Origin of the sequence: Pandoraea sp. E26 (genome assembly GCF_000681415.1) — a bacterium.
GTDB classification, from domain to species: Bacteria; Pseudomonadota; Gammaproteobacteria; order Burkholderiales; family Burkholderiaceae; genus Pandoraea; species Pandoraea pnomenusa.
Window position 1 is genome coordinate 81,817 of record NZ_AYXJ01000028.1, and the last position, 23,347, is coordinate 105,163.

Here is a 23,347-nt window from a genome sequence, read left to right on the forward strand (position 1 = left end):
GTTTTCTCCCCGAATACGGTTGCGGCGCCGATCAGCTGAAGTTCAGCAACTGGTTGGCGGATTGTTCGTTGGTATCGGCCGTCTGCAGCATCTTCATCTGCATTTCGAAGGCCCGCGACTGCGAAATCATGTCCACCAGACCACTGACCGGGTTGACGTTACTCGCCTCGATCGAGCCGGCCACGACGACGACGTTCGGATCGACCTGTGCAGGGGCGTTGTTGGCCGTGCGGAACAGGCCGTCGTCGCCACGCACCAGATTGCCCTCCGGCGGATTGACCAGCTTGAGCTGGCCCATCACGGCGATGGAGTTGGGCGGATCGCCCTGCCCGAGCGCCGAGATCGTGCCGTCGGTGCCGATGGTCACCGCGGCGCCCGGCGGCACGGCGGCCGGCCCGGCGTCGGTCATGATCGGCTGGCCGTGCAGCGTGAGCTGGCCGTCGGCCGTCATTTCGATGTTGCCGCCGCGGGTGTAGGCTTCGCGGCCCTGCGCATCGCGCACCGCAATCCAGCCCTGGCCCTGGATAGCCACGTCGAGCGGGCGGCCGGTCTGCTGCATGGCGCCGGGCGTGAAGTCGGTGCCCGGCGTGGACGTGGCCACGAAGGTGCGCGTGCCCGTGGTGCCGTCCGGGGCGCGCACCGGCGCCTGACGGAACGCCGCGAGCTGGGCGCGAAAGCCCGGCGTCGACACGTTCGCCAGATTGTTGGCCGTGGTCGACTGCTGCTCCATGGCCTGCGTTGCGCCCGTCATGGCGATGTAGATCAGACGATCCATCGACGGCCTCCGTGCAAGTTACGCATGCGCACCGCTCCGCGTTACAGGTTGACCATCGTCTGCATCAACTGATCTTCGGTCTTGATCGTCTGCGCATTCGCCTGATAGTTGCGTTGCGCGGTGATCATGTGGACCAGTTCAGCCGTCAGGTCGACGTTCGACGCTTCCACGGCGCCCGCCTGCAGCTTGCCGAGGTTGGTGCCGCCCGGCACGCCGACGATCGGGATGCCCGACGCCGCCGACTCCGACCAGAGGTTGTTGCCCATCGGGATCAGGCCCTGCACGTTGTTGAAGTTCGCCAGCGCGACCTGACCGAGCACCATCGACTGGGTGTTCGAATACGTGCCCACGATCGTGCCGTCGGCATTGAAGGTGAAGCCGGTCAGACGACCCGAGGAGTAGCCGTTCTGCGTGAGCGTGTTCGGCGTGTAGGTATTGCCGTATTGCGTGGTGCCCGACAGGTCGAGCGTCATGTTTCCGTTCGACGCGCCGTTAGCGTAGGTGATCGTGGGCAGCGTGATCGGGCCGGTCACGGTGGCGCCGGTCGAATCCGTCTGCGACACGAGGCTGCCGGCCGAGTTGAACGTCATCGTGCCGATCGGGCCGGCGCCGACTTGCGTCGTGCCGTCGACCGAGGCGTAGACCGTCCAGGTGGCGTTGTTGGTGGTCGTGTCGACGCTCGTCTTCTTGAAGTAGAGGTTCACGTCGTGCGAATTGCCCAGCGAGTCGTAGACCTTGAGCGACGTGGCGTTCGTGTAGGAATTCGGATCGGTGATCGAGAACGGCGTGGTGTTCACGGCGCTGCGCGAATCCAGGTTGAACTGGCCGGTGACCTTGGTCGTGGCCGTGGGCGCGAGATCACCCGTCGGAATTTGCAGATCGACCGGCGACACGCTGTTGATGATGCCGTTCGGGCCGGCCAGATAGCCGGTCAGGTGATCGCCGTTGGCGTCGACGATGTAGCCGTTCTTGTCGAGCGAGAACTGGCCGTTTCGCGAGTACGCGATGGTGCCGTTGTTCGACACGCGGAAGAAGCCGTTGCCCGAAATGGCCAGGTCGAGCTGGCGGTTCGTGACGGTGATGTCGCCCTGCGTGAACTGTTGCGCGATCGCCGCCACGCGCGTGCCGATGCCGACGGTGTTGTTGCCCGCGCCGAACAGCGAGTTGGCGTAGATGTCGGCGAATTGCGCCTGCCCCTGCTTGAAGCCGACGGTCGCCGCGTTGGCAACGTTGTTGCCGATCACGTCGAGGTCCTTGGAGGCAGCGTTCAGGCCGCTCAATCCGGTCGAAAAGGCCATGTGATACTCCTGAGATTCGGTTGACGACGCTGCGCGTCGTGGTTGATTCGTTAAGAGACTTGAGCGGTCGGGTTACAGAATTTCGCGCACGTCGGCGAGCTTGACGTTCGAGCCCGTGCCGACGTTGAGCATCGGCGAGCCGGTCGTGCTGGCCACCACGCTTTGGACCTGGGCGTAGGAGAGCAGCGTCGGCGTCATGGACTTGCCATTGGCCGAAGCGCTCACCGACAAGGTGTACTTGCCGTCGGCCACGGCGGTGCCCGAATCGTCCTTGGCGTCCCAGGTGAGCGCCTGCACACCGGCGTCGAGCGCCCCCGCGTTGACCGTGCGAACCACCTTGCCGGTGGCGTCCTTGATCTGGATCGTGACGGTGTCGGCGTCGCTCGGCAGTTCGAAGCCGAACGGCGTGGCGGTCTTCGTGACCGTGCCGTCGGTGGCCGTGGTGCTGCCCACCCCGATGGTGCTGCCCGGAATCAGCACGCCCTTGCCCACGAGCGCGGCGGCCTGCAGGCTCTGCGTCGAGTTGATCTGCGAGGTCACCGCCGAGAGCGTGGTGTTGAGCTGGGTGATGCCCGAGACCGTGCTGATCTGCGCGAGCTGCGAGGTCACCTGCGAGTTGTCCATCGGGTTGAGCGGGTCCTGGTTGTTCATCTGTGCGACGAGCAACTTCAGGAAGCTGTTCTGCAGATCGTCGGCGCTGCCGGCCGACGAGTTCGAGCTGGCGCTGCTGGCCGTGCCGTTGATCGAATCGAGGAACGTCTGCGAGAAGTTCGCGGCGTTCGACGTATTGATACTTGCCATGGTTCTGGTCTCCGCGCGGCTGCTTACTGGCCGACCGTGAGGGTTTTGAGCATCAGCGTCTTGGCGGTGTTGAGCGCCTCGACGTTGGCTTGATACGAGCGGGAAGCGGAGATCATGTTGACCATCTCTTCCACCGGATTCACATTGGGCATCGTCACGTAACCCTGCGCGTTGGCGGCCGGGTTCTTCGGGTCGTACACGGTCTTGAGCGGCGACGGGTCGTCGACCACGCCCGCCACCTTCACGCCGCCCACGTCGGCGCCCGCCACGGGGTTGACCTGAAACACGACCTGCTTGGCCCGGTATGGCTGGCCGTCCGGGCCGGTCACCGATTCCGCGTTGGCCAGGTTGCTGGCCGTGACGTTCATGCGCTGGGACTGGGCCGTCATGGCCGAGCCGGCAACGTCGAAGATGCTCATGAGTGGCATGGCGCTTACCCTTGTTGCGTGATGGCTGCCAGCATCGTCTTGATCTGGCTGGACAGGACCGTGAGGCCCGTTTGGTAATGCACGGCGTTGTCGGCGAAGTTCACCCGCTCGGCGTCGAGTTCGACGGTGTTGCCGTCGACGCTCTGCTGGTATGGCACGCGGTACAGCAGCTCGGGGCCGCCCATCGGCGGTGCGGTGCTCACTGCACGCCCGGCGATGTGGCGCGAGGATGTGCGCGCGAGCGACACGCTCGACTCGGTGGCGAGTTGCTGCTGCGCGCCGCGCTCGACAGCCTGGCTCAGGGCGTTGTTGAAGTCGACATCGCGCGCCTTGTATCCGGGCGTGTCCGCGTTGGCGATGTTCGACGAGATCACCTCCTGGCGATAGGCGCGCATGGCCAGCGCCTGCTGGGAAAATCGCAATGCCGCGTCCAGTTTGTCCATGATCTCGCCTCGCCCGATGCTTGCCTTGATGCTGGGGTACCGCTCAAAGAAACCTGTCCGTCGGCGCTGGCGACGCGCCCGGACCGCTCAGAAGACTCTGGCGGACGGCGTGCGGTGCGCAGACGGGATGTCCTGCCGGGTCCGGGAAAAGTGCGGACCTTTTGGCATGCTTCGCATCGTATGCGTAGCCCCCGGGATTCAATCGGAGGAATAGGAAGGAGATTGGCCGCCATTTCGGGCCATGCCCGGCAGGGCGACATCTCTAGAATGGCTTCCTGACGGCATCGGGCGGGGTTCGCCCCCCAGGCACAGGAGCACTGCCCGGTGCCGTCGGCTTCCCGGCCCGACGCGCATCGCGCCGGACGACGCCGACGATCGATAGGGAAGTCGTCGAGGTGGTTTGAACGCCGCACCCCGGGGAATCCCTCCCGGTGACGGCCGCAAGGAGAGTGAGCATGGCAGGCAAATTCGGCGGCGGTAGCGCCAATGCCCCCCGCGCGCGTCATACCTGGCTGCGCGGTCGACGCTCGTCCCTGTTTTCCCGCGTGTTCCCGGGTGTCGTGGCCGCCACGCTGAGCCTCGCGGCGGTTGGCATCGTGGGCGATGTCCATGCGGCAAGCGCGAACCCGGGCGTCGCCACCGATCCGGCAGCCCAAACGCTGGGCAATACGCTCGGACCGGCCGCCATCGTCATTCCAGGCAACAACACCGCCAGCGGTGTTGCGACGCATGTGGCGAGTGTCGGGCGTCCGGTTGCGACGGTGAACGCGCCGCCTCAGCCGGGTGCACCGGCCCAGGCGGGCGCCATGGCGGGTCCCGGCGCCCCGGTCGCCTCGGCCATCCCCGTCACCAACGCGCAGTTCCAGAACACCCAGGTTATTCGCCAGACGGCCGAGCGCTTTCTGCGCGAGCAGACGACCGGCCTGCCCGGCGCTGTCAACATCACGGTGGGCGACGCCGTGTCCGACCGCATGCCGGCGTGCATGGCGCTCGAACCGTTCCTGCCGCCCGGTGCACGTCTCTGGGGCTCGACGACGGTTGGCGTGCGTTGCGCGGGCGAGCGTCCGTGGACGCTTTATCTCCAAGCCCGCGTGAGCATCACCGCCACTTACTTCGTGGCGGCGCGCCAGATCAACCCCGGCGAGACCATCGGACCGAACGATCTGTCGCCGCGCCAGGGTGACCTCACGCTGCTGCCGCGCACGGTCGCCACCGACGCCGGCCAAATTGTCGGCACCGTCGCCGTTAACCGTATTACCTCGGGCCTGCCGATCCGCTCCGATCTGCTGCGCAGTGCGATTGCCGTGCAACAGGGACAGACGGTGCGCGTGGTCTCGCGCGGCTCCGGCTTCGAAGTCAGCACCGAGGGCCAGGTGCTTTCGCGCGCGAGCGCCGGCGATCCGGTGCAGGTGCGCACGCGCGCCGGGCAAGTCGTGAGCGGCACGGTCAAGACCGGCAAGAGCGGTGGCGTCGAGGTCGAAGTTGCACTATAAGTGAGCGCACACTTTCATTGAAAGTCTTTGAATATTTGCAGAACACACCCAGGCGCTTGAACTGGTAACAGGATGTTACTTGCCTAAAGTTATGGCGGATAATGCCGTTACACAGGCAGGTTTCTGGGGAAAGCACATGAAAATCGAACCACCGGCCAATCCGCTGAAAGGCGTTGGCGCGAACAAGGCGACCACCGATCGGACGACGTCTGGCACTGCGAGTGCCAATGGTCCTGCTGCGTCCGTGACAAGCGCGGGCAGCGATGCGAGCGTGAGCACGAGCGCCTTGTCGTCGGAGATGCGCGCGTTGCAGGCCGGGCTGGCCAAGACGGGATCGGCGGATATCGACGTTGCGAAGGTGGCGGCGATCAAGCAGGCAATTGCCGACGGCACGCTGACCATCGATGCATCCAAGATTGCGGACGGCGTCATCCAGACGGCTCGCGATCTGCTTTCCACCCAATCGAAGTCATGACAATCGATGCTCTGCTGAACGCCCTGTCTGTCGAGACGAACGCCATTGGTGCGTTCGCCGCGTTGCTTGGCGAGGAACAGCAGGCATTGGTGAGCGGTACGCTGGACACGCTGCCGGAACTGACCGAGCGCAAGACGCGAGCGGTCGCCGAACTGGCGTCGCTCGGTCGCGAGCGCGACGCGCGGCTGGAAGCCCTGGGTTATGCGCCCGACGAGACGGGGGCCACAGCTGCCGCCGCCGCTGACGCCCGGGTGGATGCAGCATGGAAGGCGCTCCTCGCCGCGGCCGCCGAAGCCAAGCGTGCGAACGACACCAACGGCGTCCTGATACGCACGCGCCTGACTTACACGCAGCAAGCGCTGAGTGTCCTCTACGGGCCGCAACAAAACGCCCCTCTCTACGGCCCCGACGGCCGCACCGCACCGCGCTCAAGCGGTGGAAGCGTGACGGCCTGAGGTGTTGCCTAGTTGGCGGCGAGTTTCAGGCTCGCCAGCCGATTCAGACTGACGCCCAATTCCGCAGCTTCTATCGCCAGCGCGCGATGCAGCGTAGGGGGAATCCGCACGCGAAATTCTCCGCTGTAACGATGCTCTGCCAACGGTTCCGGCACTTTCTCGCCGTTCTCGTTCATATCGTCGACCACTTCCGCCACCACCTTTCGGATACCGCTCAACGCACCTTCCGGCGTTGCATCGAGCCAGGATAACGACGGAAATTCCGTACAGAGCCCAACATGCTCGCCGTCCTCAGGAGACCATGTGAGGCGATAGGTGTAGTGATTAATGTTCATGCTCAAGGCCCTCGAATTTGCGAACGGCATTCAAGACCTGGCGCACCTGATAGACCTTTGCCATCCCGCCTGAATTTTGCAAATTTACGCGAGGATCTCCGTACCACGGAGTTTTGAACACCACGTGGCTGCCGGAGCGGCGTGGTGGCCCGAAATAGATCTCACAAAGCGACATCAATTCGGTAAAACGCACGTTGGCGGGCTCGCGGGCAATCTTGGCGAGGAGTTTGGCAGCAGGTGGCATGCCAGAATGGTGCCAATAATAGCACCATCCACTCAATACGGAAGTTTCCGAAAAGTTGAGAAAGCGTAGTTGTCCGGATGCGCCGTACGCACACAAAAAACCCTCGGGAGCTATCGCTTCACCGAGGGTTTTCAGACGGGGCCTGACGGCGCCGCTTCCGTGTTTGGACGATCGATCAACTCGCCGACGTCCAGGCCTTTTCACGCAGCGTCGCCCGCAAGCGCGAAATCGCCTGACTGTGCAACTGGCACACACGTGACTCGCTGACTTCCAGCACCGCACCGATTTCGCGCAGGTTCAGCCCCTGCTCGTAATACAGGCTCATCAGCAGCTTCTCGCGATCGGGCAATCGGTCGATGGCATCGACCACCCCGCCGCGAAGGCCCTCGTCGAGCAGCATCGTCAGCGGATCCGCGCCCGGATCGGAACAGATGCGGTCGATGAACGGCTCTTCATCCGCCGATTCGAAGTCCTCGTAATAGATCAGCTGACAGCCATGCACGTCCTGCAGCATCTGCTGATACTCGGACAGCCCGATGGACATCTCGCCCGCAATCTCACTCTCCGACGGCCCCCGGCCCAGACGCTGCTCCAACCGCTGCACCGCCTGCTCGATCTGACGCGCTGTCTTGCGGATACCGCGCGACGCCCAGTCCAGCTCGCGCAACTCGTCGAGCATCGCGCCACGAATGCGCTGACTCGCGTACGTCTCGAACTGCGCGCCCTGCGTCTCCTGGTACCGGTTCGCTGCATCGAGCAGCCCCAGCATGCCGGCCTGAATCAAATCCTCCAGCTCGACGCTCGCCGGCAGCTTCGCCATCAATTGCAGCGCCAGACGGCGCACCAACGGCGCGTATTGGGTCAGCGTGTCGTTCGTGTCGACCTTCCCGCGCGCGGTATACATGTTTCCCTCCGCTTCCTCTCGACGCGTGCCGTAACGCTCAGACCGTGTGCGCGCTGAGCGCGCCCACACCGTGCGTCAACTCGCCGCCGCCCAGCGCCGCCGGGCCCGACTCACGCACCGCCAACGGCCAATGCGTGACCTGTGCCGCCAACTGACGATACGCGATCGCCGCGGGCGCCATCGGAAACGCATCCACAACGGTGCGCATGAGCTGACGCGCCCGCATGACCTGGCGGTCTGCCGGTACGTGACCCGCCAGCTCCAGCGACACCGCCAGATAACGACTCGCCGTCGTGGCCAGATTGCGGCACACGACGCGCGCCTCCATATCCTCCGCCCTGTTCACCACCACCCGGAATTGCGCCAGCGCATATTCGAAATGCGCCCGCTTGATCCACGAATACGCCCCCGTGATCGATGCCGGCTCGCGCCCCAGCACCACCAGCACGTCGTGCGCGTGCGCCGCGAGCGGACTGAGCAGCGCACCCGCGTGCGTGCAGTCGATGACCACCACGTCGGGCTCGCCGATCGTCAGCAGCGGCAACGCGCGCGCCGGATCGATGCGCTCGGGATGGCGGTGCGCCACCGGCACCAGCGCCACGTTGTCGCGTGTGGATACCCGAATCGACTCCGGTGCGACCCGCCCCGCGAGCACGTCGTGAATGTCGCCTCGGAGCGGCACGCCCAGCGCCGGCGCGGCATGACCGCTCTCGTCGGCCAGCACCACATCCTGACCATGATGGGCCAGCGCACTGGCCAGATTCAGGGCAACACTCGTCTGACCGGCTTCAGGCGCACTTCCCACCACCGCGACGATACGCGTGGTATGGCGCGCCACGAGCCGGCGCAGTCCCTCCGCTTGATCGAGTACGAGTTTAACCAAAGCAGGCCTCGCCTGAAGGTTGCGCGGGCGCGAACAACCCGCTGTAGTTGGGATCGACCCCGCGCACCACGGCCGGCAAGTCCTCTTCGGCCGGCACGAACGGCGAACCGGTCACCGGCGCCGAGAGCGCCGTCTCGATCAGGAATTGCTTGTCGGCCACGTGCAGGTTCTCGGGCACCCGCTGTCCCGTGGAGACGTAATGCACCGGCAACCGGTGACGAATGACCGTGTCGAGCACCGATCCCAGGTTGGTCGTCTCGTCGAGTTTCGTCAGGATACACCCGGCCAGGTCGCCACCGCCCTCCGCGCTCGCGCTGCGGTAGGCGTGCACCACTTCGTTGAGCGTGTCGCCGTGGCTCGTGGCGTTGAGCAGCAGCAGGCGCTGCACCGGCGTTTCCGCACCGCACAGCATTGCCACCTGCTCGGGCACGGTGCGATCGCGCTGGCTCATTCCCACCGTATCGATCAGCACCATGTGCTTGTTGCGCAACTCGGTCAGCGCCAGACGCAGGTCCGTGGCGTCTTTCACGGCATGCACCGTCACGCCGAGAATCTTGCCGTAGATGCGAAGCTGCTCATGCCCGCCGATACGATAGCTGTCTGTCGTGAGCAGGGCGAGCTTCTCGGCGCCGTGACGCATCACGCAACGCGCCGCGAGCTTGGCCGTGGTCGTGGTCTTGCCCACGCCGGTCGGCCCCATCAGCGCGTACACGCCGCCGCGGTCCATCAGTTCGTCTTCGTTCGGCATGACGGGCAGGTTGCGCGTGAGCGCGCTCTTGACCCATTCCAGACCGCTTTCGCGATCGCTGCCCTCGGGCAGATGCTCGAGCAACGCGCGGCCCAGTTGCGCGGAAAAGCCCGCGGCAAGCAGCGTGCGCAGGATCTCGCCCTGCGCCGGCGAACGGCGTTGCTTGTCGTTCCAGACCAGCCCGGCCACCTGCTCTTCGAGCAGACCGCGCATGGTCTGGAGCTCGCCCATCATGCTTTGCGCGAACGCGCTCGCCGCCGCGGCGTCGTGCGCGCCCATGACCGGCGCTGCCGGCACGGCAGGCACGACCGGCGCGGCCGGACGTGGACGCGGACGATGCGTGGGCAGATCGCCGCTCGCGAGCACGTCCAGATCCTCTTCCGCCAACGCCACGATTTCCACGCCGTTGGCGACCGAGCGGTTGGACAACACGACCGCATCGGGTCCGATTTCCTCGCGAATCTGGCGCAGTGCGTCGCGGCACGTGCCCGCAAAGAATTTCCGAATCTTCACGCTTGACCTCCGATGAGTGCCGTCATTTTCACGTTGCGTGTGTCAGGCACTTCCGCATACGACAAAACCTTGAGCTGCGGCAGGCTGCGGCGCAGGAAGCGCGAGAGCAGCGAACGCAGCGGATGTTGAACCAGCAAGACAGGCGGCAAGCCCTGTCGCTCCTGACGCGACACGGCAGCCTGGGTTTCGCGCAGCAACGTGTCCGCGAGGCCCGGTTCGAGACCGGTACCGCCGCCGGCGGACAACGCCTGCGTGAGAATGCGTTCGAGATTGGCGTCGAGCCCGACCACTTCGAGATCGCCGTTGCCCGGGAACACGCTCTGCGTGATTGCCCGGCCCAGCGACAGGCGCACCAGCGCCGTGAGTTCGTAGGGGTCCTGCACACGCGCGCCGTGCTCGGCGATGGTGTCGATGATGGTGCGCATGTCGCGAATGGGCACCTGCTCCTCGAGCAGGTTCTGCAGCACCTTTTGCAGCGTGGTGAGCGCAATCGTCTTGGGCACCAGGTCTTCGATGAGTTTGGGCGCGTCCTTGCCGATGCGCTCGATGAGCTGCTGCACCTCCTGGCGGCCGAGCAGTTCGTGCGCGTGCGCGTTGATCAGGTGGTTCAGGTGCGTGGCTACCACGGTGCCCGCATCGACCACGGTGTAACCATACGCCTGCGCCTGGTCGCGCTGGCCCACGTCGATCCACGTGGCCGGCAGGCCGAAGGCCGGGTCGCGCGTGGGTGTGCCCTGCAGCGGCGCGCTGACCTGCCCCGGATCGATCGCGAGCAGTTGTCCCGGATAGGCGTCGCCCTCGCCGATGATCACGCCCTTGAGCGTGATTCGATACTGGTTCGGGCGCAGTTCCAGGTTGTCGCGAATGTGCACCACCGGGGCCAGGAAGCCGATTTCCTGCGCGAACTTCTTGCGAATGCCCTTGATGCGCTTGAGCAGTTCGCCGTCCTGGTTGCGGTCGACCAGCGGAATCAGGCGATAGCCGACCTCAAGCCCCAGCGGATCGACGAGCGCCACGTCGTCCCACGACGCTTCGGCCACTTCGGCCGGCGCGGACGTGGCCACCGGCGCCGGGCGCGCGGCCTGTTGCCTGTCGGCCTCCGCACGGCGGAACTGCCATCGGGCCAATGCGCCCAAGCCGACGGCCAACAGCAGGAAGGCGAAGTGCGGCATGCCCGGAATCAGCCCCATCAGGCCGAGAATCGCCGCCGTGATGCCGAGCACGCGAGGATTGCTGAACAACTGCGAGACAACCTGCTGGCCGACGTCCTCATCGGTCGCCACGCGCGAGACCACCACACCGGCGGCCGTCGAGATCACCAGCGCCGGGATCTGCGCGACGAGACCGTCACCGATGGTCAGCAGCGTGTAATTCTTCGCCGCCGTGGCCAGATCGAGATTGTGCTGCACCACCCCGACGATCAGGCCGCCGATGATGTTGATGAGCATGATCAGCAGGCCGGCGACCGCATCGCCGCGCACGAACTTCGACGCACCGTCCATCGAGCCGTAGAAGTCGGCTTCCTGGGCGATCACCGCGCGGCGCTTGCGAGCCTCTTCCTCGCCGATGAGACCGGCGTTCAGATCGGCGTCGATGGCCATCTGCTTGCCGGGCATGGCGTCGAGCGTGAAGCGCGCGCCGACTTCGGCGATACGCCCGGCGCCCTTCGTGATCACCATGAAGTTGATGACCACGAGGATGATGAACACCACGATACCCACGGCATAGTTGCCGCCCACGAGGAAGTGGCCGAAGGCCTCGATGACCTTGCCCGCGGCGTCGGGGCCCGTGTGACCTTCGAGCAGCACCACGCGGGTGGAGGCCACGTTCAGCGACAGGCGCAGCAGCGTGGAAAACAGCAGTACGCTCGGGAACGCCGCAAAGTCGAGCGGCTTTTGCGTATACATGCTCACGAGCAGCACCATCACCGACAGGGCAATGTTGAACGTGAACAGCAGATCCAGGATGAACGGCGGCAACGGCAGGATCATCATGCCCAGAATCATGATGATCAGCACCGGGGCGGCCAGCGATTTCAGGTTGCCGCCAAGGAGCAGTTGCGACGAGCGCAGCAGCTGGTTCGCGCGAGGGTTGAGGTTCATTCGTTACACTCGTTTCGGCCCGACGTGCCGCGGCGCGTCGAGCTCGGCCGGCACCGGCAGGTCCGACGGAGTGCGCGGCGCGGCGCCCCCCTCGGTACGCCAGCGGCGAAGCTGGAACACCCACGCCAGCACTTCGGCCACGGCCGTGTACAGGGTGGCGGGGATTTCATGGCCGATCTCCACGTGACGGTGCAGCGCGCGGGCGAGCGGCGGGGCCTCGAGAATCGGGATGTTATGCTCGGCGCCCATCTCGCGGATGCGCTGCGCGACGAGATCGACGCCCTTGGCGAGCACGCGCGGCGCGCGCATGTTGTCCTTGTACTCGAGGGCGACGGCAAAGTGCGTCGGGTTGGTCACGATCACGTCGGCCTTGGGCACGTCCTGCATCATGCGCCTGCGCGCCGCCTGGCGCTGTAACTGTCGGATATGCGCCTTGAGGTGCGGATCGCCCTCGGATTCCTTGTTCTCCTGCCGCACTTCCTCTTTGGTCATGCGCAGCTTCTTGTAGTGCTGCCAGAGCTGGTACGGCACGTCGATCGCCGCCACCAGCAGCAGCGACGCCACGATGAACGCGCAGCACACCACGATCATCTCGCCCACGTACGGCAGCGCCGCGCGCGGCGACTGGGTCATCAGGCCCATCACGGCATCTTTGTCGCGCGCGATGGCCCAGTAGGCCACGGCGCCGACCAGCAGCGTCTTCGCCACGGCCTTGACCAGCTCGATGAGCCCTTGCGTCGAGAACATGCGCCCCAGCCCCTTGAGCGGGTTCAGGCGACCGAAGTTGGGTGCGAGCGATTGGGTGGTGAACAGCCAGCCGCCCAGCGCCATCGGCGCGACGATCGCGGCAACGACCAGCACGGCAAACAGCGGCGCGATGGTCATCAGGGCGTCGGCGCCGGAATGCGCGGCATACGACAGCATGCGGCGGGTGTCCATGGCGGTGCCCGGCTCGAATTGCATGCCGCGGCGCATGAGCTGGCCGAAGCCCTGCGAGATCCGGTCGGCCGTCATCCACAGACCGGCGACCCCGGCCGCCAGCAGGGCGAACGTGGAAAGCTCGCGCGAACGCGCAACCTGTCCCTCCTCGCGCGCCTTTTCGAGGCGCCGAGGGGACGCTGGTTCCGACTTTTCGAGATCGCTATCCTCAGCCATGCCCTATCCACAACGGGCGGACGAACCCACCCTATCGCGACCGATTATGGCCGTAACGGTCAAGTCACAAAGGGGGGAATAGAGGCGGGAATGGGCGGTATTTCACGCCGGCGGTGAAAATAGCGTCGCAAGGCGCCCGGCGCCGGACCCGCCGACACGGTTCGACGGGTTCGGGACGAGGCGGCCTCAGAAGCCGAGACTCGCGAGCAGGTCGTCGACCTGCTCCTGGTCGGACACGATATCCGTGCGGCCTTCCTTCTTGATCTGCGGACCGTTGAGCAGGGAATCTTCCGCTTCCTTGCGCTTCTCGGGCGGCATGTTCTCGAGCAGCGTCTGGATCAGATGCTTTTCGATCTCCTGCACGACTTCCATGACTTTCTTGATGACCTGTCCGGTCAGATCCTGAAAGTCCTGCGCCATCATGATGTCCATCAGATGGTTGTTGGTCGCGCGGGTGTCGTCGGGCACGCGGCGCAGGTAGGTTCGCGTTTCCTGCACGAGCTGGCGCGCATCGTCGAGCTCGAGCGGTTGGTCGAACCACTTGGCCCAGCGCGCGTCGAGCGCGGCGGCGTCCGTTTCGAGACGCTCCTGAATCGGCTTGGCCAGTTCGATGGCCGTGAGCGCGCGAACGGCCGCCTGCTCGGTCATCGACGCGACATAGTTCAAACGGTCGCGGGCATCGGGAATCGCCTCCGCCGCCTGCTCGAGTTGCTTGTCCAGCCCGAGTTCGCGCAGATTGTCGCGCAACATGCGCGTGAGCTGCCCGATACGCATGAGCATGCGCTCGGCCGGGTCGGCTTCACCGGTCACGTAAGCGGCGTCGGGCTCGCCCGGCCATTCAGTGCTCGCGTCGTGGGTCACGCTCAGGCCCCCGTTTTTTCCATTTTCTCGAAGATCTTGCCGAGCTTTTCGTCGAGCGTGGCGGCCGTGAACGGCTTGACCACGTACCCGCTCGCGCCGGCCTGGGCGGCAGCGATGATGTTTTCCTTCTTGGCTTCGGCCGTCACCATCAGCACCGGGAGCTTCGCGAGGTTCGGGTCGGCGCGGATCTGCTGAAGCATCGTCAGGCCGTCCATGTTCGGCATGTTCCAGTCCGAGACCACGAATTCGAAATTGCCGCCACGCAATTTGGCCAGGGCGGCCGCACCGTCTTCCGCTTCATCGACATTGGAGAAGCCCAGCTCCTTGAGCAGGTTTCGCACAATGCGTCGCATCGTCGGGAAATCGTCGACGACCAGGAATTTCATGTTCTTGTCTACCATCATCACTCCAATTCTGCCGACATCCCGCTGGGATGCCGGCGATATTCACGGGCAAAATCCGCCATCACTCAGTGCCCTGAGTGTGCTCGCAATCCGAGGCGAAGCATACGGCGAAAAGGTGCCAAAAAGGCGTCCTACTATACCCGTTGCGTGCGTTCGCCAAATTTCGCGACCTGATGAAGCACTTTGCGCGCCATTTCGTGCAACGGCACCACCTCTTCCGCCCCGCCCATCGCGATGGCCTCGCGCGGCATGCCGAACACGATACAGCTCGCTTCGTCCTGGGCGAACGTGTACGCGCCGGCGCGGCGCATCTCCACCAGTCCGGCCGCACCGTCGCGGCCCATGCCCGTGAGAATCACCCCGATCGCGTTACGCCCGGCGTGCACCGCCGCGGAGCGAAAGAGTACATCGACCGATGGCCGATGTCGATTCACCGGCGGGGCCGGGTCGAGCAACGCCACGTAGTTCGCGCCGCTGCGCGAGAGCTGAAGGTGGGTGTCGCCGCCCGGGGCAATGTACGCGTGCCCCGGCAACACCCGCTCGCCATGCTCCGCTTCCTTCACGGTGATGCGGCAAAGCCCGTTCAGGCGCTGCGCAAACGACTTCGTGAAGCCCGCCGGCATGTGCTGTGTGATGAGAATCGCCGGTGCATCGGGCGGCATCGGCACGAGCACTTCGCGAATCGCTTCGGTCCCCCCCGTCGATGCGCCGATGATGATCAGCTTCTCGGTCGACACCAGCGGGTTGCGCAGCATCGGGGCGGCCTCGACCGGTGCGGGCACCGCGCTCTTTGGCGGGGCGCTGCGCACGCGGGCCCGGGCCGCCGCGCGAATCTTGTCGGCAATCATCTCGCCGTATTCGAGCATGCCGTCGCGAATGCCCAGACGCGGCTTCGTCACGAAATCCACCGCGCCGAGTTCGAGCGCGCGCAGCGTGACCTCGGAGCCGCGCTCGGTGAGCGACGACACCATGAGCACCGGCATCGGCCGCAGACGCATGAGCTTCTCGAGGAAGTCCAGGCCGTCCATGCGCGGCATTTCGACGTCGAGCGTGAGCACGTCCGGGTTATGTTGCTTGATCAGGTCGCGCGCCACGAGCGGGTCGGGTGCGGTCGCCACGACGGTCATGTCCGGTTGCGCATTGATGATCTCGGTCATCAGGCTGCGCACGAGTGCGGAATCGTCCACGCACAGGACTTTGATTGGTTCGCTCAAGCCTCCTCCATTTGTCGGTTGTCAGGCCCCGGCCGAGGCTTGGCATTTCTGGCCGGTGGCGCAAAGAGTTCTACGGAGCCCCGTACTTCGCGTGCGCGCAAACGCTGCGCGTACGCCTGTTCGCGCTGGACGATGGCCGGATCGCCCCGGTCGCCCAGCTTCTTGACCATCACCCGGCCGGTGCGCGGCAGAAAGCACACCTTGCGCGGATGAGGTCCGAGCAGATCCTGCGCGGTCACGCGAATCTGCTCCATCTCGAGATAGCGCAACACGAAATTCGCGTTGCGATCGCCGATGTTCAGTGTGGTCATGCCCGCGAGCACCGCGCCGCCGCCGAAGACTTTCGCCTCGAGACGTTCGCGTCGCGCGCCGAGCTTGATCAGCTCGTTGATGAGCATTTCCATGGCGTAGGCACCATAGCGCATCGATGCCGAGAGAATGCGCTCGCGCTCGCTCTCGCCATCGTCGGGCAGCATGAAATGATTCATGCCGCCGATGCCGGTGACCGTATCGCGCACGCACGCCGCCACGCACGAGCCAAGCACCGTCACGAGCATGATGTCTTCGGTCGTGACGAAATACTCCGACGGCAGCAACTTGACCGCCGGCGTGTTGAACTGGTTGTCGAAGTAATGGTTGGTCGCGAGAGCTTCCGCCAGTGGCTGCGCCATATCAGGCTCCCCGTGCGCCCGCACCTGCCAGTTCGTACACGGTCTGCCCTCGCAGACGGAACGCCCGGCTCACATACGTAAAGTTCTCGGAATGGCCCGCGAAGAGCAGACCGTCCGGCTTGAGCAGGGGCACGAAGCGCTCGAGAATGCGCGCCTGCGTGGCCTTGTCGAAATAGATCATCACGTTGCGGCAAAAGATCACGTCGAACGGACCGCCGATGTGCCACGACGGCGCGAGCAGGTTCAGCGGCTCGAACGTCACCAGCTGCTGCAACTCGGGGCGCACCTTGATCTTGCCCGCATTCGCCCCCGTGCCGCGCAGGAAATGACGGCGCAACTGCTCCTGCGAGAGTTTGCCGGTCTGCTCGCCGTTGTAGACCGCTGCCGAGGCCCGCGCGAGGACCTGCGTGTCGACATCGGTGGCCAGCACGCTCGCGTTCGGACGCGAGCCCAGCGTGTCGACCAGCGTCATCGCGATGGAGTACGGCTCCTCGCCTGTCGACGCCGCACAGCACCAGATCGAGATCGGCTTGGCGCGGTTGCGCACGAAATCGGCCAGCAGAGGGAAGTGGTGCGACTCGCGGAAGAACGATGTGAGGTTCGTGGTCAGCGCGTTGGTGAACGATTCCCACTCCGCGTCGCCGGTGTCGGCCTCGAGCATGTCGAGGTATTCGGTGAAACTCGTCATGCCAAGCGCGCGCAGGCGCCGTGCGATACGGCTGTACACCATCTCGCGCTTGTGCTCGGCCAGGGCGATCCCGGCACGCTGATAGATCAGATTGCGGATGCGACCGAAGTCGGCCAGCGAGAATGAGAAATCGCGCTCGCCCGAGAGGGCCGCACCGCTCGCGCGCGCGAATTCCGCGCTGCGCGAGCCGCTGCCGTCCGCGTCGGCGCCTGCGGCCCCCCGACGTGAGAACGGTACGTTGTTGCGCGAATCAGTCATGGTCGCTCACTCAGGCGGCGCGCGCCAATGCCGGCGCCGGTTCGCGGTGCGCGGCGCGCATCGCGTGCACACTGCCGCCCGTGCCGGTGTTGCCGGTTTGGAATACCGACACGGCCACGCGCAGGTCATGGGCCTGCGACTCCATCGCCCCGGCCGCGGCCGCGGCCTGCTCCACCAGCGCGGCGTTCTGCTGCGTGACTTCGTCCATCTGCGCCACGGCGCGATTGACCTGCTCGATACCGCTCGACTGTTCGGCCGACGCCGCCGAGATCTCGCCCATGATGTCCGTCACGCGTTTGACCGCCTGCACGATCTCGTCCATGGTACGGGCCTGCTCGGCCACGAGTGCCGTGCCGTCCTGCACGCGGCGCGCCGAGTCTTCGATCAGCGCCTTGATTTCCTTGGCCGCCGCCGCGCTGCGCTGCGCCAGCGTGCGCACCTCGCCCGCCACCACCGCGAAGCCGCGACCCTGCTCGCCCGCGCGCGCCGCTTCCACCGCCGCATTGAGCGCCAGAATGTTGGTCTGGAAGGCAATGCCATCGATCACGCCGATGATGTCGACAATCTTGCTCGAGCTGCTGGAGATACCGTCCATGGTCTCGCCGACCTGTCCCGAGACCTGACCGCCGCGCAGGGCGATTTCCGAGGCGTTGACGGCGAGCTGGCTCGCCTGGCGTGCGTTGTCGGCGTTCTGCTTGACGGTCGCCGTGAGTTGCTCCATCGACGAGGCGGTTTCTTCCAGCGACGCGGCCTGCTGCTCGGTGCGTGCCGACAGATCGGTATTGCCCGCCGCGATTTCGTGCGCGGCCGTGGTGATCGACTCGGTACCCTGCCGGATCTGCCCGATGGTCTCGGCCAGCGTTTGCTGCATGCGCTGCATGGCATAGAGCAGGCTCGCGGTGTCGCCCGGCGCCACCCTCACCTGGCTGTGCAAATCGCCGCCGGCAATGCGATGGGCGATTTCCGCCGCGTACTCGGGCTCGCCGCCAAGGCTGCGCTGAACGTTGCGGATGATCGCCATCATGGCGATCGTGACGACGATGCCGATCGCGAGCAAGGCAATGCCATAGCGGGCCAACGTGGCGTAGAACGCGTCGTCCACGTCCTGCACGTAGACACCGCTCATCAGGCCCCAGTCCCACGGCGCGTAGTACTTCACGAACGAGACTTTCGCGAGACGCTTCTCGCTGTTGGGCATGCGACCGTAGTACTCGACGAAGCCCGCGCCCTTTTGCTTGGCCACTTGAGCCATCTCGACGAAGAGCAGCTTGCCGTTCGAGTCCTTGTAGTTGGAAACGTCCCGGTTCACCAGATCGGCGAGCGTCGGGTGCATGAGCACGACGGGCTTCGAATTGAAGATGACCAGATAGCCGCTTTCGCCGTAACGCATGGACTTCAGCCGCTCCATGGCCTGCTGCTTCGCCTCGTCGACACTGATCTTGCCCGCCGCCGCCTGTGCCGCGTAGTCGCGCACGATGCCGTCGGCGCTCGTGACGATGTTTTCCACCGAGGCCCGCCGCTCCGTCATCATCGTGTCGCGTTCGTGCCAGGCAGCCCAGCCGCCGAGAATCAGAAGCCCCAGCCACATCAGCGCCAGCGCGGACCAGAGTTTTGCCTTGAGACTCAACTGCATCATGGTGTGACCTCCACTACCCGCGCCCCGCGGCCGCTTCGATGTGCGGCGCGCGAAGGCGCTTGTCTTGCTATTGTTGCCACTTGCCGACACGCATCTCGCCTGTCCAGACTGCGCCGGGCGAAACACGTGCACCGTTCCTGTAGGGTGTTGCCATGGCGTCGCCTGCGCGACGCCCGTCATGCGATCAGAAGGTTTCCCAGTCGCCGTTCGCGTCGTCCGTCCCCGTGCGAGCAGCTGCCGGCGCGGCGGGTGCCGGCTTGCGTAGCGGCGCCGGCGCCGCCTTGGCCGTGGGCGCCGGGCCCGGCGTCGCAGCCGACGCGGCCGGTGCTGCCGGCGCTGCCGGCGCGGCCGCCTTCTTCACCGCCGGGCGCGCCGCGGGCAGCGCCGCCAGAGCGGGCGCCGCATGGGCCGACGCCGCTTGCGACGCATCCAGACGGAATACCGAAACGACCGACTTCAGGCGATTGGCCTGCTCTTCCATCGAGCCGGCCGCCGCCGCGGCTTCCTCGACCAGCGCGGCATTCTGCTGCGTGACTTCGTCCATCTGCGTGATCGCGCGGTTGACCTGCTCGATGCCGCTCGACTGTTCGGCCGACGCCGCCGAGATCTCGCCCATGATGTCCGTCACGCGTTTGACGGCCTGAACGATCTCGCCCATCGTCTGACCTTGCTGGGCGACGAGGCCCGTGCCGTCCTGCACGCGGCGCGCCGAATCTTCGATCAGCGCCTTGATTTCCTTGGCCGCCGCCGCGCTGCGCTGCGCCAGCGTACGCACTTCGCCCGCCACCACCGCGAAGCCACGACCCTGCTCGCCCGCACGCGCAGCTTCCACTGCGGCATTGAGCGCCAGAATGTTGGTCTGGAAGGCGATGCCGTCGATCACGCTGATGATGTCGACGATCTTGTTCGAGCTGCTGGAGATACCCTCCATGGTCTCGCCGACCTGGCTCGAGACCTGACCGCCGCGCATGGCGATCTCCGAAGCGTTGACCGCAAGCTGGCTGGCCTGGCGCGCGTTGTCGGCGTTCTGGCGAACCGTCGCCGTGAGTTGCTCCATCGACGAGGCGGTTTCTTCCAGCGAGGCAGCCTGCTGCTCGGTGCGCGCCGACAGATCGGTGTTGCCCGCGGCGATCTGCTGCGCGGCCGAGGTAATCGACTCGGTGCCGGAGCGCACTTCGGCCACCGTGCGCACAAGGCTTTCCTGCATGTGCTTCACGCCCTTGAACAGGCGGCCGGTCTCGGTGTCGTTCCACACGTCGATGCGCTGCGTGAGGTCACCGTTGGCGATCTTCTCGAAATGCTTGATGGCGTCGTCAATCGGACCGACGATGGCGCGCGTGAGCGTGATCTGCGTAATAAGGCCGACGATCAGGCCCAGGCCGAGGCCGATGCCGACCATCCACATCACCATCGTGTAGCGTGCCTGCGCCGCGAGATAGCGCGCTTCGGCGTTCTTCACCTGCAGGTCGGCCAGCGCCGTCATCGCCTTCGTGTAATCGGCGAACAGGCGCGGCACGTCCATCACCGTCTTGGCGTGGAAGTCGGGGATATCGCCGGATTCGATGGCCTTGAGCGCGGGCAGAATGCCTTCGTTGGTCACCTTGCCGCGTGCGGCGATGACGGCGTCGGCCAGTGGCTTTTCGCCCTCGCTCATCGGCAACGCGGCGTAATTGCCCCATGCGTCGTCCGCCTTCTTGAGGTTGATGCGTACGCTGTCGATCGCTGTCTTGATCTCGGTCGGGTCGGCAATGAACTCGATGCGAGAGAGCGTCACGCGCGCGGCCAGCGTCGAGATGGTGGTCTGCGCGAGCGAACGCGACGACGCCATGTCGTTGGAATAGATTTCCTGCAGCGAGGCGTTGCTCTGTCGCAGCGACACGAGGCCCACTGCGGCGCCGACGACCAGCAGCACCATGAAGAGTCCAAGCGCCAGCGTCAGCCGGGCCCGGATGGTGACATTCTTAAACATAACGACCTCTACCCCCTGAAGACCGGCTCATCGCCGGTGTATCCATCCCAACTTTCCGAATCAATCGACGGTCAAAATTCTTCCCAATCGTCCGGGTCGCTCGCCTTGACGCCTGAAGCTCCCCCTGCGGCCCCGCCCGCCGGCGCCTTGCCGCGACGCTCCGCCAGTTGCAGCACCTGGCCATCCGCGGCAGATGACGCCGACGGGGCCGGTGCGGCCGGTGCGGTGGAAGCCTGCGGACGGCGCGTGGCCGTGCGCGAAGCGCCGCCCCCCGCGCTCGCGCGGGCCGGTGCGGCGGCCGATGCCACCTGCGTTTTCGTTGCGACGCGCTTTGCCTGATGCGCCTGATGCGCCTGAGTGGCCTGAGTGGCCTGAGTCGCCTGCACCGCACGGGGGGACGAAAGCGCCGCCGCCGCGCCCGCAGCGCCCGCAGCGCCCGCAGCGCCGGTCGCCCCGGCCGCCTTGAGGCTGTCGCCAACGCGGAACACCGACACGGCGTCGCGCAGTCGATGCGCCTGGTCTTCCAGCGAGCCGGCCGCCGCCGCCGCTTCCTCGACCAGCGCCGCGTTCTGCTGCGTGACTTCGTCCATCTGCGTCACGGCGCGATTGACCTGCTCGATGCCGCCTGACTGCTCGGCCGACGCCGCCGAAATCTCGCCCATGATGTCGGTGACGCGCTGCACGGCCTGCACGATCTCGTCCATCGTCTTGCCGGCCTGCGCCACCAGCGCCGAGCCGTTTTCCACGCGCCCGACCGAGTCTTCGATGAGCACCTTGATTTCCTTGGCCGCCGCCGCGCTGCGCTGCGCCAGCGTGCGCACCTCGCCCGCCACCACCGCGAAGCCGCGACCCTGCTCGCCCGCGCGCGCCGCTTCCACCGCCGCATTGAGCGCCAGAATGTTGGTCTGGAAGGCAATGCCTTCGATCACGCTGATGATGTCGACGATCTTGTGCGAGCTCGACGAGATGCCCTGCATGGTGTCGACGACGTTGCCGACCACCTGGCCGCCGCGCGCGGCGATCTCCGAGGCGTTGACGGCCAGCACGCTCGCCTGCTTGGCGTTGTCGGCGTTCTGCTTGACCGTGGCCGTGAGCTCTTCCATCGACGACGCCGTCTGTTCGAGCGACGCGGCCTGTTGCTCCGTGCGGGCGGAGAGATCGGTATTGCCCGCCGCAATCTCGCGCGAGGCGATGTTGATCGATTCGATGCCCTCGCGCACGTCCGAGACGATCGAGAGCAGGCTGTTCTTCATGACCGACAGTCCGAACAGCAATTGGCCGATCTCGTCGCGCCCCGTGCTCTCGGCCCTGCCGGTCAGGTCGCCCGCGGCGATCTGCTTGGACATGGAGAGCGCAACGCGCAGCGGATGATTGATCGCGCGACGCAGGACGCTGCCGAGCAGGAACAGCACGACGATGCCGCCGACGACGGCCACCGCCGTGGCCACACGCACGACCGTGTGCTCCTTCTGCGCGTGCTGGTACAGATCGGTCGCCTGGGTGAGCTCGAGGCGCGTGAGCGCGTTGAGTTCGTCCCGCATCGGGCCGTAGGCCGGCTTCACTTTCTCCAGATACGTCTGCTGGGCGCCCTCGGCGGAACCGGCGCGCAGCATCTCCACCGTCTGCAGAAGACCGTCGGTGGTGAACCGCTGGCGGATCACGTCGAACCGCTCGGCCTGCGCCCGCGTGGCCGGATCGGCCGTCTTCATGTATTCCGCCCATTGGCGGTTGATGTCGTCGAGGCTGCTCGCGATCTCGTCGCCCGCGCGCTTCATCGCGTCGAGGTTCGGGCTGCCCACGGCTTCGGCCACGAGCAACACGTCGCGGTCGAGCTTCTGCCCGATCGTACCCAGCGTAGCCACCGGTACCATGCCGTTCTGATACACCCTGAGCAGCTTGTCGTTGCTGCTCGACACCCCCCACAGGCCGAGACCGCCGACCAGTGCGAGCAGAATCGCGCCGAGCACGATGATGCCGGTCAGGCGCGCGCGCAGCGTGTCCAGGCGGATCTTGCGCAGCAGTGCGTGAATGCCGCCGCGCTCCACCTGTCCGCCGCGAATGCGCAGGTTGCCCGCCTGGCCGCTGCGAAAGCGCGCATAGATGGCTTCGGCCTGCGCCGTCGCCCCGGCTGCCGGGCGCACGCGCACGGACGTATACCCCACGACCGCGCCGTTATCCATCGTGGGCGTGACTGTCGCCAGCACCCAGTAGAAGTCGCCGTTCTTGCGGCGATTCTTGACCAGCCCGGTCCACGTGTCGCCGCGCTTGACCGTTTCCCAGAGATCGCCGAACGCTTCGGGCGGCATGTCCGGATGGCGTACGATGTTGTGCGGCGACCCCAGCAATTCCTCGCGCGAATAGCCACTCACCTCCACGAAGGCGGGATTCGCATACGTGATCCGCCCCTTCAGATCCGTCCGTGAGATCAGGTACTGATGCTCGCCGATGACGAATTCGTTCTGGGTAACGGGCTGGTTATCGCGCACTTGCTCGGTCTCCGTGGACGTTGGGTGAATGGGTTATGTCTGTGAGGTGGCGCCGCGGGTGTCTCGTCCCGCGCCGGCGTTCGACGTCATGCCGTCGGCGTCATCCGG

General features: G+C 65.7%; 23 protein-coding genes. 3 read left to right on the top strand and 20 right to left on the bottom strand.

Annotated features, from left to right (window positions below; translation table 11 throughout):
• Nucleotides 1-31: 31 nt before the first annotated feature.
• The 5 genes from W930_RS0117565 to flgB all read right to left on the bottom strand — a co-directional run bounded on the left by W930_RS0117565 (nt 32) and on the right by flgB (nt 3,748).
• Nucleotides 32-775, bottom strand: coding sequence for a flagellar basal body rod protein FlgF (locus W930_RS0117565; protein ID WP_023872627.1), 744 nt, complete (start codon nt 773-775; stop codon nt 32-34).
• A gap of 41 nt (nt 776-816) precedes the next feature.
• A complete protein-coding gene (flgE, locus tag W930_RS0117570; protein ID WP_023598367.1) occupies nt 817-2,073 on the bottom strand; it encodes a flagellar hook protein FlgE in 1,257 nt (418 codons plus the stop codon).
• A 72-nt stretch (nt 2,074-2,145) separates the two neighbouring features.
• Nucleotides 2,146-2,874 carry a flagellar hook assembly protein FlgD gene (gene flgD / locus W930_RS0117575; protein ID WP_023598366.1) on the bottom strand — a complete coding sequence of 243 codons (729 nt, stop codon included), beginning with the start codon at nt 2,872-2,874 and terminating at the stop codon, nt 2,146-2,148.
• Nucleotides 2,875-2,897: 23 nt separating this feature from the next.
• A complete protein-coding gene (gene flgC / locus W930_RS0117580; protein WP_023598365.1) occupies nt 2,898-3,302 on the bottom strand; it encodes a flagellar basal body rod protein FlgC in 405 nt (134 codons plus the stop codon).
• A gap of 5 nt (nt 3,303-3,307) precedes the next feature.
• On the bottom strand, nt 3,308-3,748 hold the full coding sequence (flgB, locus tag W930_RS0117585) for a flagellar basal body rod protein FlgB (protein ID WP_023872631.1): 441 nt from the start codon (nt 3,746-3,748) through the stop codon (nt 3,308-3,310).
• 452 nt (nt 3,749-4,200) lie between these two features.
• Between flgB and flgA the strand changes: the two genes are divergently transcribed.
• The 3 genes from flgA to W930_RS0117600 all read left to right on the top strand — a co-directional run bounded on the left by flgA (nt 4,201) and on the right by W930_RS0117600 (nt 6,168).
• The gene (gene flgA / locus W930_RS27920; protein ID WP_023598363.1) at nt 4,201-5,238 is read left to right on the top strand and encodes a flagellar basal body P-ring formation chaperone FlgA; all 1,038 of its coding nucleotides are present in this window, start codon (nt 4,201-4,203) and stop codon (nt 5,236-5,238) included.
• A 136-nt stretch (nt 5,239-5,374) separates the two neighbouring features.
• Entirely contained in the window at nt 5,375-5,713 is a 339-nt protein-coding gene (flgM, locus tag W930_RS0117595) for a flagellar biosynthesis anti-sigma factor FlgM (protein ID WP_023598362.1), read from the top strand.
• Nucleotides 5,710-6,168: a flagella synthesis protein FlgN gene (locus W930_RS0117600; protein ID WP_023598361.1), complete on the top strand. Its 459-nt coding sequence runs from the start codon at nt 5,710-5,712 to the stop codon at nt 6,166-6,168. The genes flgM and W930_RS0117600 overlap by 4 nt, the downstream gene beginning before the upstream one ends.
• A gap of 8 nt (nt 6,169-6,176) precedes the next feature.
• Here the strand turns inward: W930_RS0117600 and W930_RS0117605 are convergent, their stop codons facing one another.
• The 15 genes from W930_RS0117605 to W930_RS31075 form a co-directional block, all read right to left on the bottom strand.
• Nucleotides 6,177-6,503, bottom strand: a complete 327-nt coding sequence (locus W930_RS0117605; RefSeq protein ID WP_023872632.1) for a type II toxin-antitoxin system HicB family antitoxin — start codon at nt 6,501-6,503, stop codon at nt 6,177-6,179.
• A complete protein-coding gene (locus W930_RS29705) occupies nt 6,493-6,747 on the bottom strand; it encodes a toxin HicA (protein WP_072619129.1) in 255 nt (84 codons plus the stop codon). The genes W930_RS0117605 and W930_RS29705 overlap by 11 nt, the downstream gene beginning before the upstream one ends.
• Nucleotides 6,748-6,922: 175 nt before the next feature.
• Nucleotides 6,923-7,651, bottom strand: coding sequence for an RNA polymerase sigma factor FliA (locus tag W930_RS0117615; protein ID WP_023598359.1), 729 nt, complete (start codon nt 7,649-7,651; stop codon nt 6,923-6,925).
• Between the two features lie 37 nt (nt 7,652-7,688).
• The gene (locus W930_RS27925) at nt 7,689-8,534 is read right to left on the bottom strand and encodes a flagellar synthesis regulator MotR (protein WP_023598358.1); all 846 of its coding nucleotides are present in this window, start codon (nt 8,532-8,534) and stop codon (nt 7,689-7,691) included.
• Complete coding sequence (gene flhF, locus W930_RS0117625) at nt 8,527-9,795, bottom strand: flagellar biosynthesis protein FlhF (RefSeq protein ID WP_023872633.1); 1,269 nt, start codon at nt 9,793-9,795, stop codon at nt 8,527-8,529. The genes W930_RS27925 and flhF overlap by 8 nt, the downstream gene beginning before the upstream one ends.
• On the bottom strand, nt 9,792-11,897 hold the full coding sequence (gene flhA / locus W930_RS0117630; RefSeq protein ID WP_023598356.1) for a flagellar biosynthesis protein FlhA: 2,106 nt from the start codon (nt 11,895-11,897) through the stop codon (nt 9,792-9,794). The genes flhF and flhA overlap by 4 nt, the downstream gene beginning before the upstream one ends.
• A 3-nt stretch (nt 11,898-11,900) precedes the next feature.
• On the bottom strand, nt 11,901-13,052 hold the full coding sequence (flhB, locus tag W930_RS0117635) for a flagellar biosynthesis protein FlhB (RefSeq protein ID WP_023598355.1): 1,152 nt from the start codon (nt 13,050-13,052) through the stop codon (nt 11,901-11,903).
• Nucleotides 13,053-13,238: 186 nt separating this feature from the next.
• Nucleotides 13,239-13,862, bottom strand: coding sequence for a protein phosphatase CheZ (gene cheZ, locus W930_RS0117640; RefSeq protein WP_028731189.1), 624 nt, complete (start codon nt 13,860-13,862; stop codon nt 13,239-13,241).
• A gap of 53 nt (nt 13,863-13,915) precedes the next feature.
• Complete coding sequence (gene cheY / locus W930_RS0117645; RefSeq protein WP_023872635.1) at nt 13,916-14,314, bottom strand: chemotaxis response regulator CheY; 399 nt, start codon at nt 14,312-14,314, stop codon at nt 13,916-13,918.
• Nucleotides 14,315-14,451: 137 nt separating this feature from the next.
• A complete protein-coding gene (locus W930_RS0117650) occupies nt 14,452-15,531 on the bottom strand; it encodes a chemotaxis response regulator protein-glutamate methylesterase (protein WP_023598352.1) in 1,080 nt (359 codons plus the stop codon).
• Entirely contained in the window at nt 15,528-16,202 is a 675-nt protein-coding gene (gene cheD / locus W930_RS0117655) for a chemoreceptor glutamine deamidase CheD (protein ID WP_023872636.1), read from the bottom strand. Before cheD ends, W930_RS0117650 begins: the two co-directional genes overlap by 4 nt.
• A 1-nt stretch (nt 16,203) precedes the next feature.
• On the bottom strand, nt 16,204-17,148 hold the full coding sequence (locus W930_RS0117660) for a CheR family methyltransferase (RefSeq protein ID WP_023598350.1): 945 nt from the start codon (nt 17,146-17,148) through the stop codon (nt 16,204-16,206).
• A gap of 10 nt (nt 17,149-17,158) precedes the next feature.
• The gene (locus tag W930_RS0117665) at nt 17,159-18,784 is read right to left on the bottom strand and encodes a methyl-accepting chemotaxis protein (protein ID WP_023598349.1); all 1,626 of its coding nucleotides are present in this window, start codon (nt 18,782-18,784) and stop codon (nt 17,159-17,161) included.
• 184 nt (nt 18,785-18,968) lie between these two features.
• Nucleotides 18,969-20,753, bottom strand: a complete 1,785-nt coding sequence (locus W930_RS0117670; protein ID WP_023598348.1) for a methyl-accepting chemotaxis protein — start codon at nt 20,751-20,753, stop codon at nt 18,969-18,971.
• A gap of 71 nt (nt 20,754-20,824) precedes the next feature.
• Nucleotides 20,825-23,239 (bottom strand): methyl-accepting chemotaxis protein, encoded by a 2,415-nt coding sequence (locus W930_RS31075; RefSeq protein WP_051610654.1) that lies wholly within the window; start codon nt 23,237-23,239, stop codon nt 20,825-20,827.
• Nucleotides 23,240-23,347 lie beyond the last annotated feature (108 nt).

Excerpts from the sequence above, each read along its gene's own strand:
- W930_RS0117565 (WP_023872627.1), bottom strand. The coding sequence starts at position 775 with ATGGATCGTCTGATCTACATCGCCATGACGGGCGCAACGCAGGCCATG.
- flgE (WP_023598367.1), bottom strand. The coding sequence starts at position 2,073 with ATGGCCTTTTCGACCGGATTGAGCGGCCTGAACGCTGCCTCCAAGGAC.
- flgD (WP_023598366.1), bottom strand. The coding sequence starts at position 2,874 with ATGGCAAGTATCAATACGTCGAACGCCGCGAACTTCTCGCAGACGTTC.
- flgC (WP_023598365.1), bottom strand. The coding sequence starts at position 3,302 with ATGCCACTCATGAGCATCTTCGACGTTGCCGGCTCGGCCATGACGGCC.
- flgA (WP_023598363.1), top strand. The coding sequence starts at position 4,201 with ATGGCAGGCAAATTCGGCGGCGGTAGCGCCAATGCCCCCCGCGCGCGT.
- flgM (WP_023598362.1), top strand. The coding sequence starts at position 5,375 with ATGAAAATCGAACCACCGGCCAATCCGCTGAAAGGCGTTGGCGCGAAC.
- W930_RS0117600 (WP_023598361.1), top strand. The coding sequence starts at position 5,710 with ATGACAATCGATGCTCTGCTGAACGCCCTGTCTGTCGAGACGAACGCC.
- W930_RS0117605 (WP_023872632.1), bottom strand. The coding sequence starts at position 6,503 with ATGAACATTAATCACTACACCTATCGCCTCACATGGTCTCCTGAGGAC.
- W930_RS29705 (WP_072619129.1), bottom strand. The coding sequence starts at position 6,747 with ATGCCACCTGCTGCCAAACTCCTCGCCAAGATTGCCCGCGAGCCCGCC.
- W930_RS0117615 (WP_023598359.1), bottom strand. The coding sequence starts at position 7,651 with ATGTATACCGCGCGCGGGAAGGTCGACACGAACGACACGCTGACCCAA.
- flhA (WP_023598356.1), bottom strand. The coding sequence starts at position 11,897 with ATGAACCTCAACCCTCGCGCGAACCAGCTGCTGCGCTCGTCGCAACTG.
- flhB (WP_023598355.1), bottom strand. The coding sequence starts at position 13,052 with ATGGCTGAGGATAGCGATCTCGAAAAGTCGGAACCAGCGTCCCCTCGG.
- cheY (WP_023872635.1), bottom strand. The coding sequence starts at position 14,314 with ATGGTAGACAAGAACATGAAATTCCTGGTCGTCGACGATTTCCCGACG.
- cheD (WP_023872636.1), bottom strand. The coding sequence starts at position 16,202 with ATGGCGCAGCCACTGGCGGAAGCTCTCGCGACCAACCATTACTTCGAC.
- W930_RS0117660 (WP_023598350.1), bottom strand. The coding sequence starts at position 17,148 with ATGACTGATTCGCGCAACAACGTACCGTTCTCACGTCGGGGGGCCGCA.
- W930_RS0117665 (WP_023598349.1), bottom strand. The coding sequence starts at position 18,784 with ATGATGCAGTTGAGTCTCAAGGCAAAACTCTGGTCCGCGCTGGCGCTG.
- W930_RS0117670 (WP_023598348.1), bottom strand. The coding sequence starts at position 20,753 with ATGTTTAAGAATGTCACCATCCGGGCCCGGCTGACGCTGGCGCTTGGA.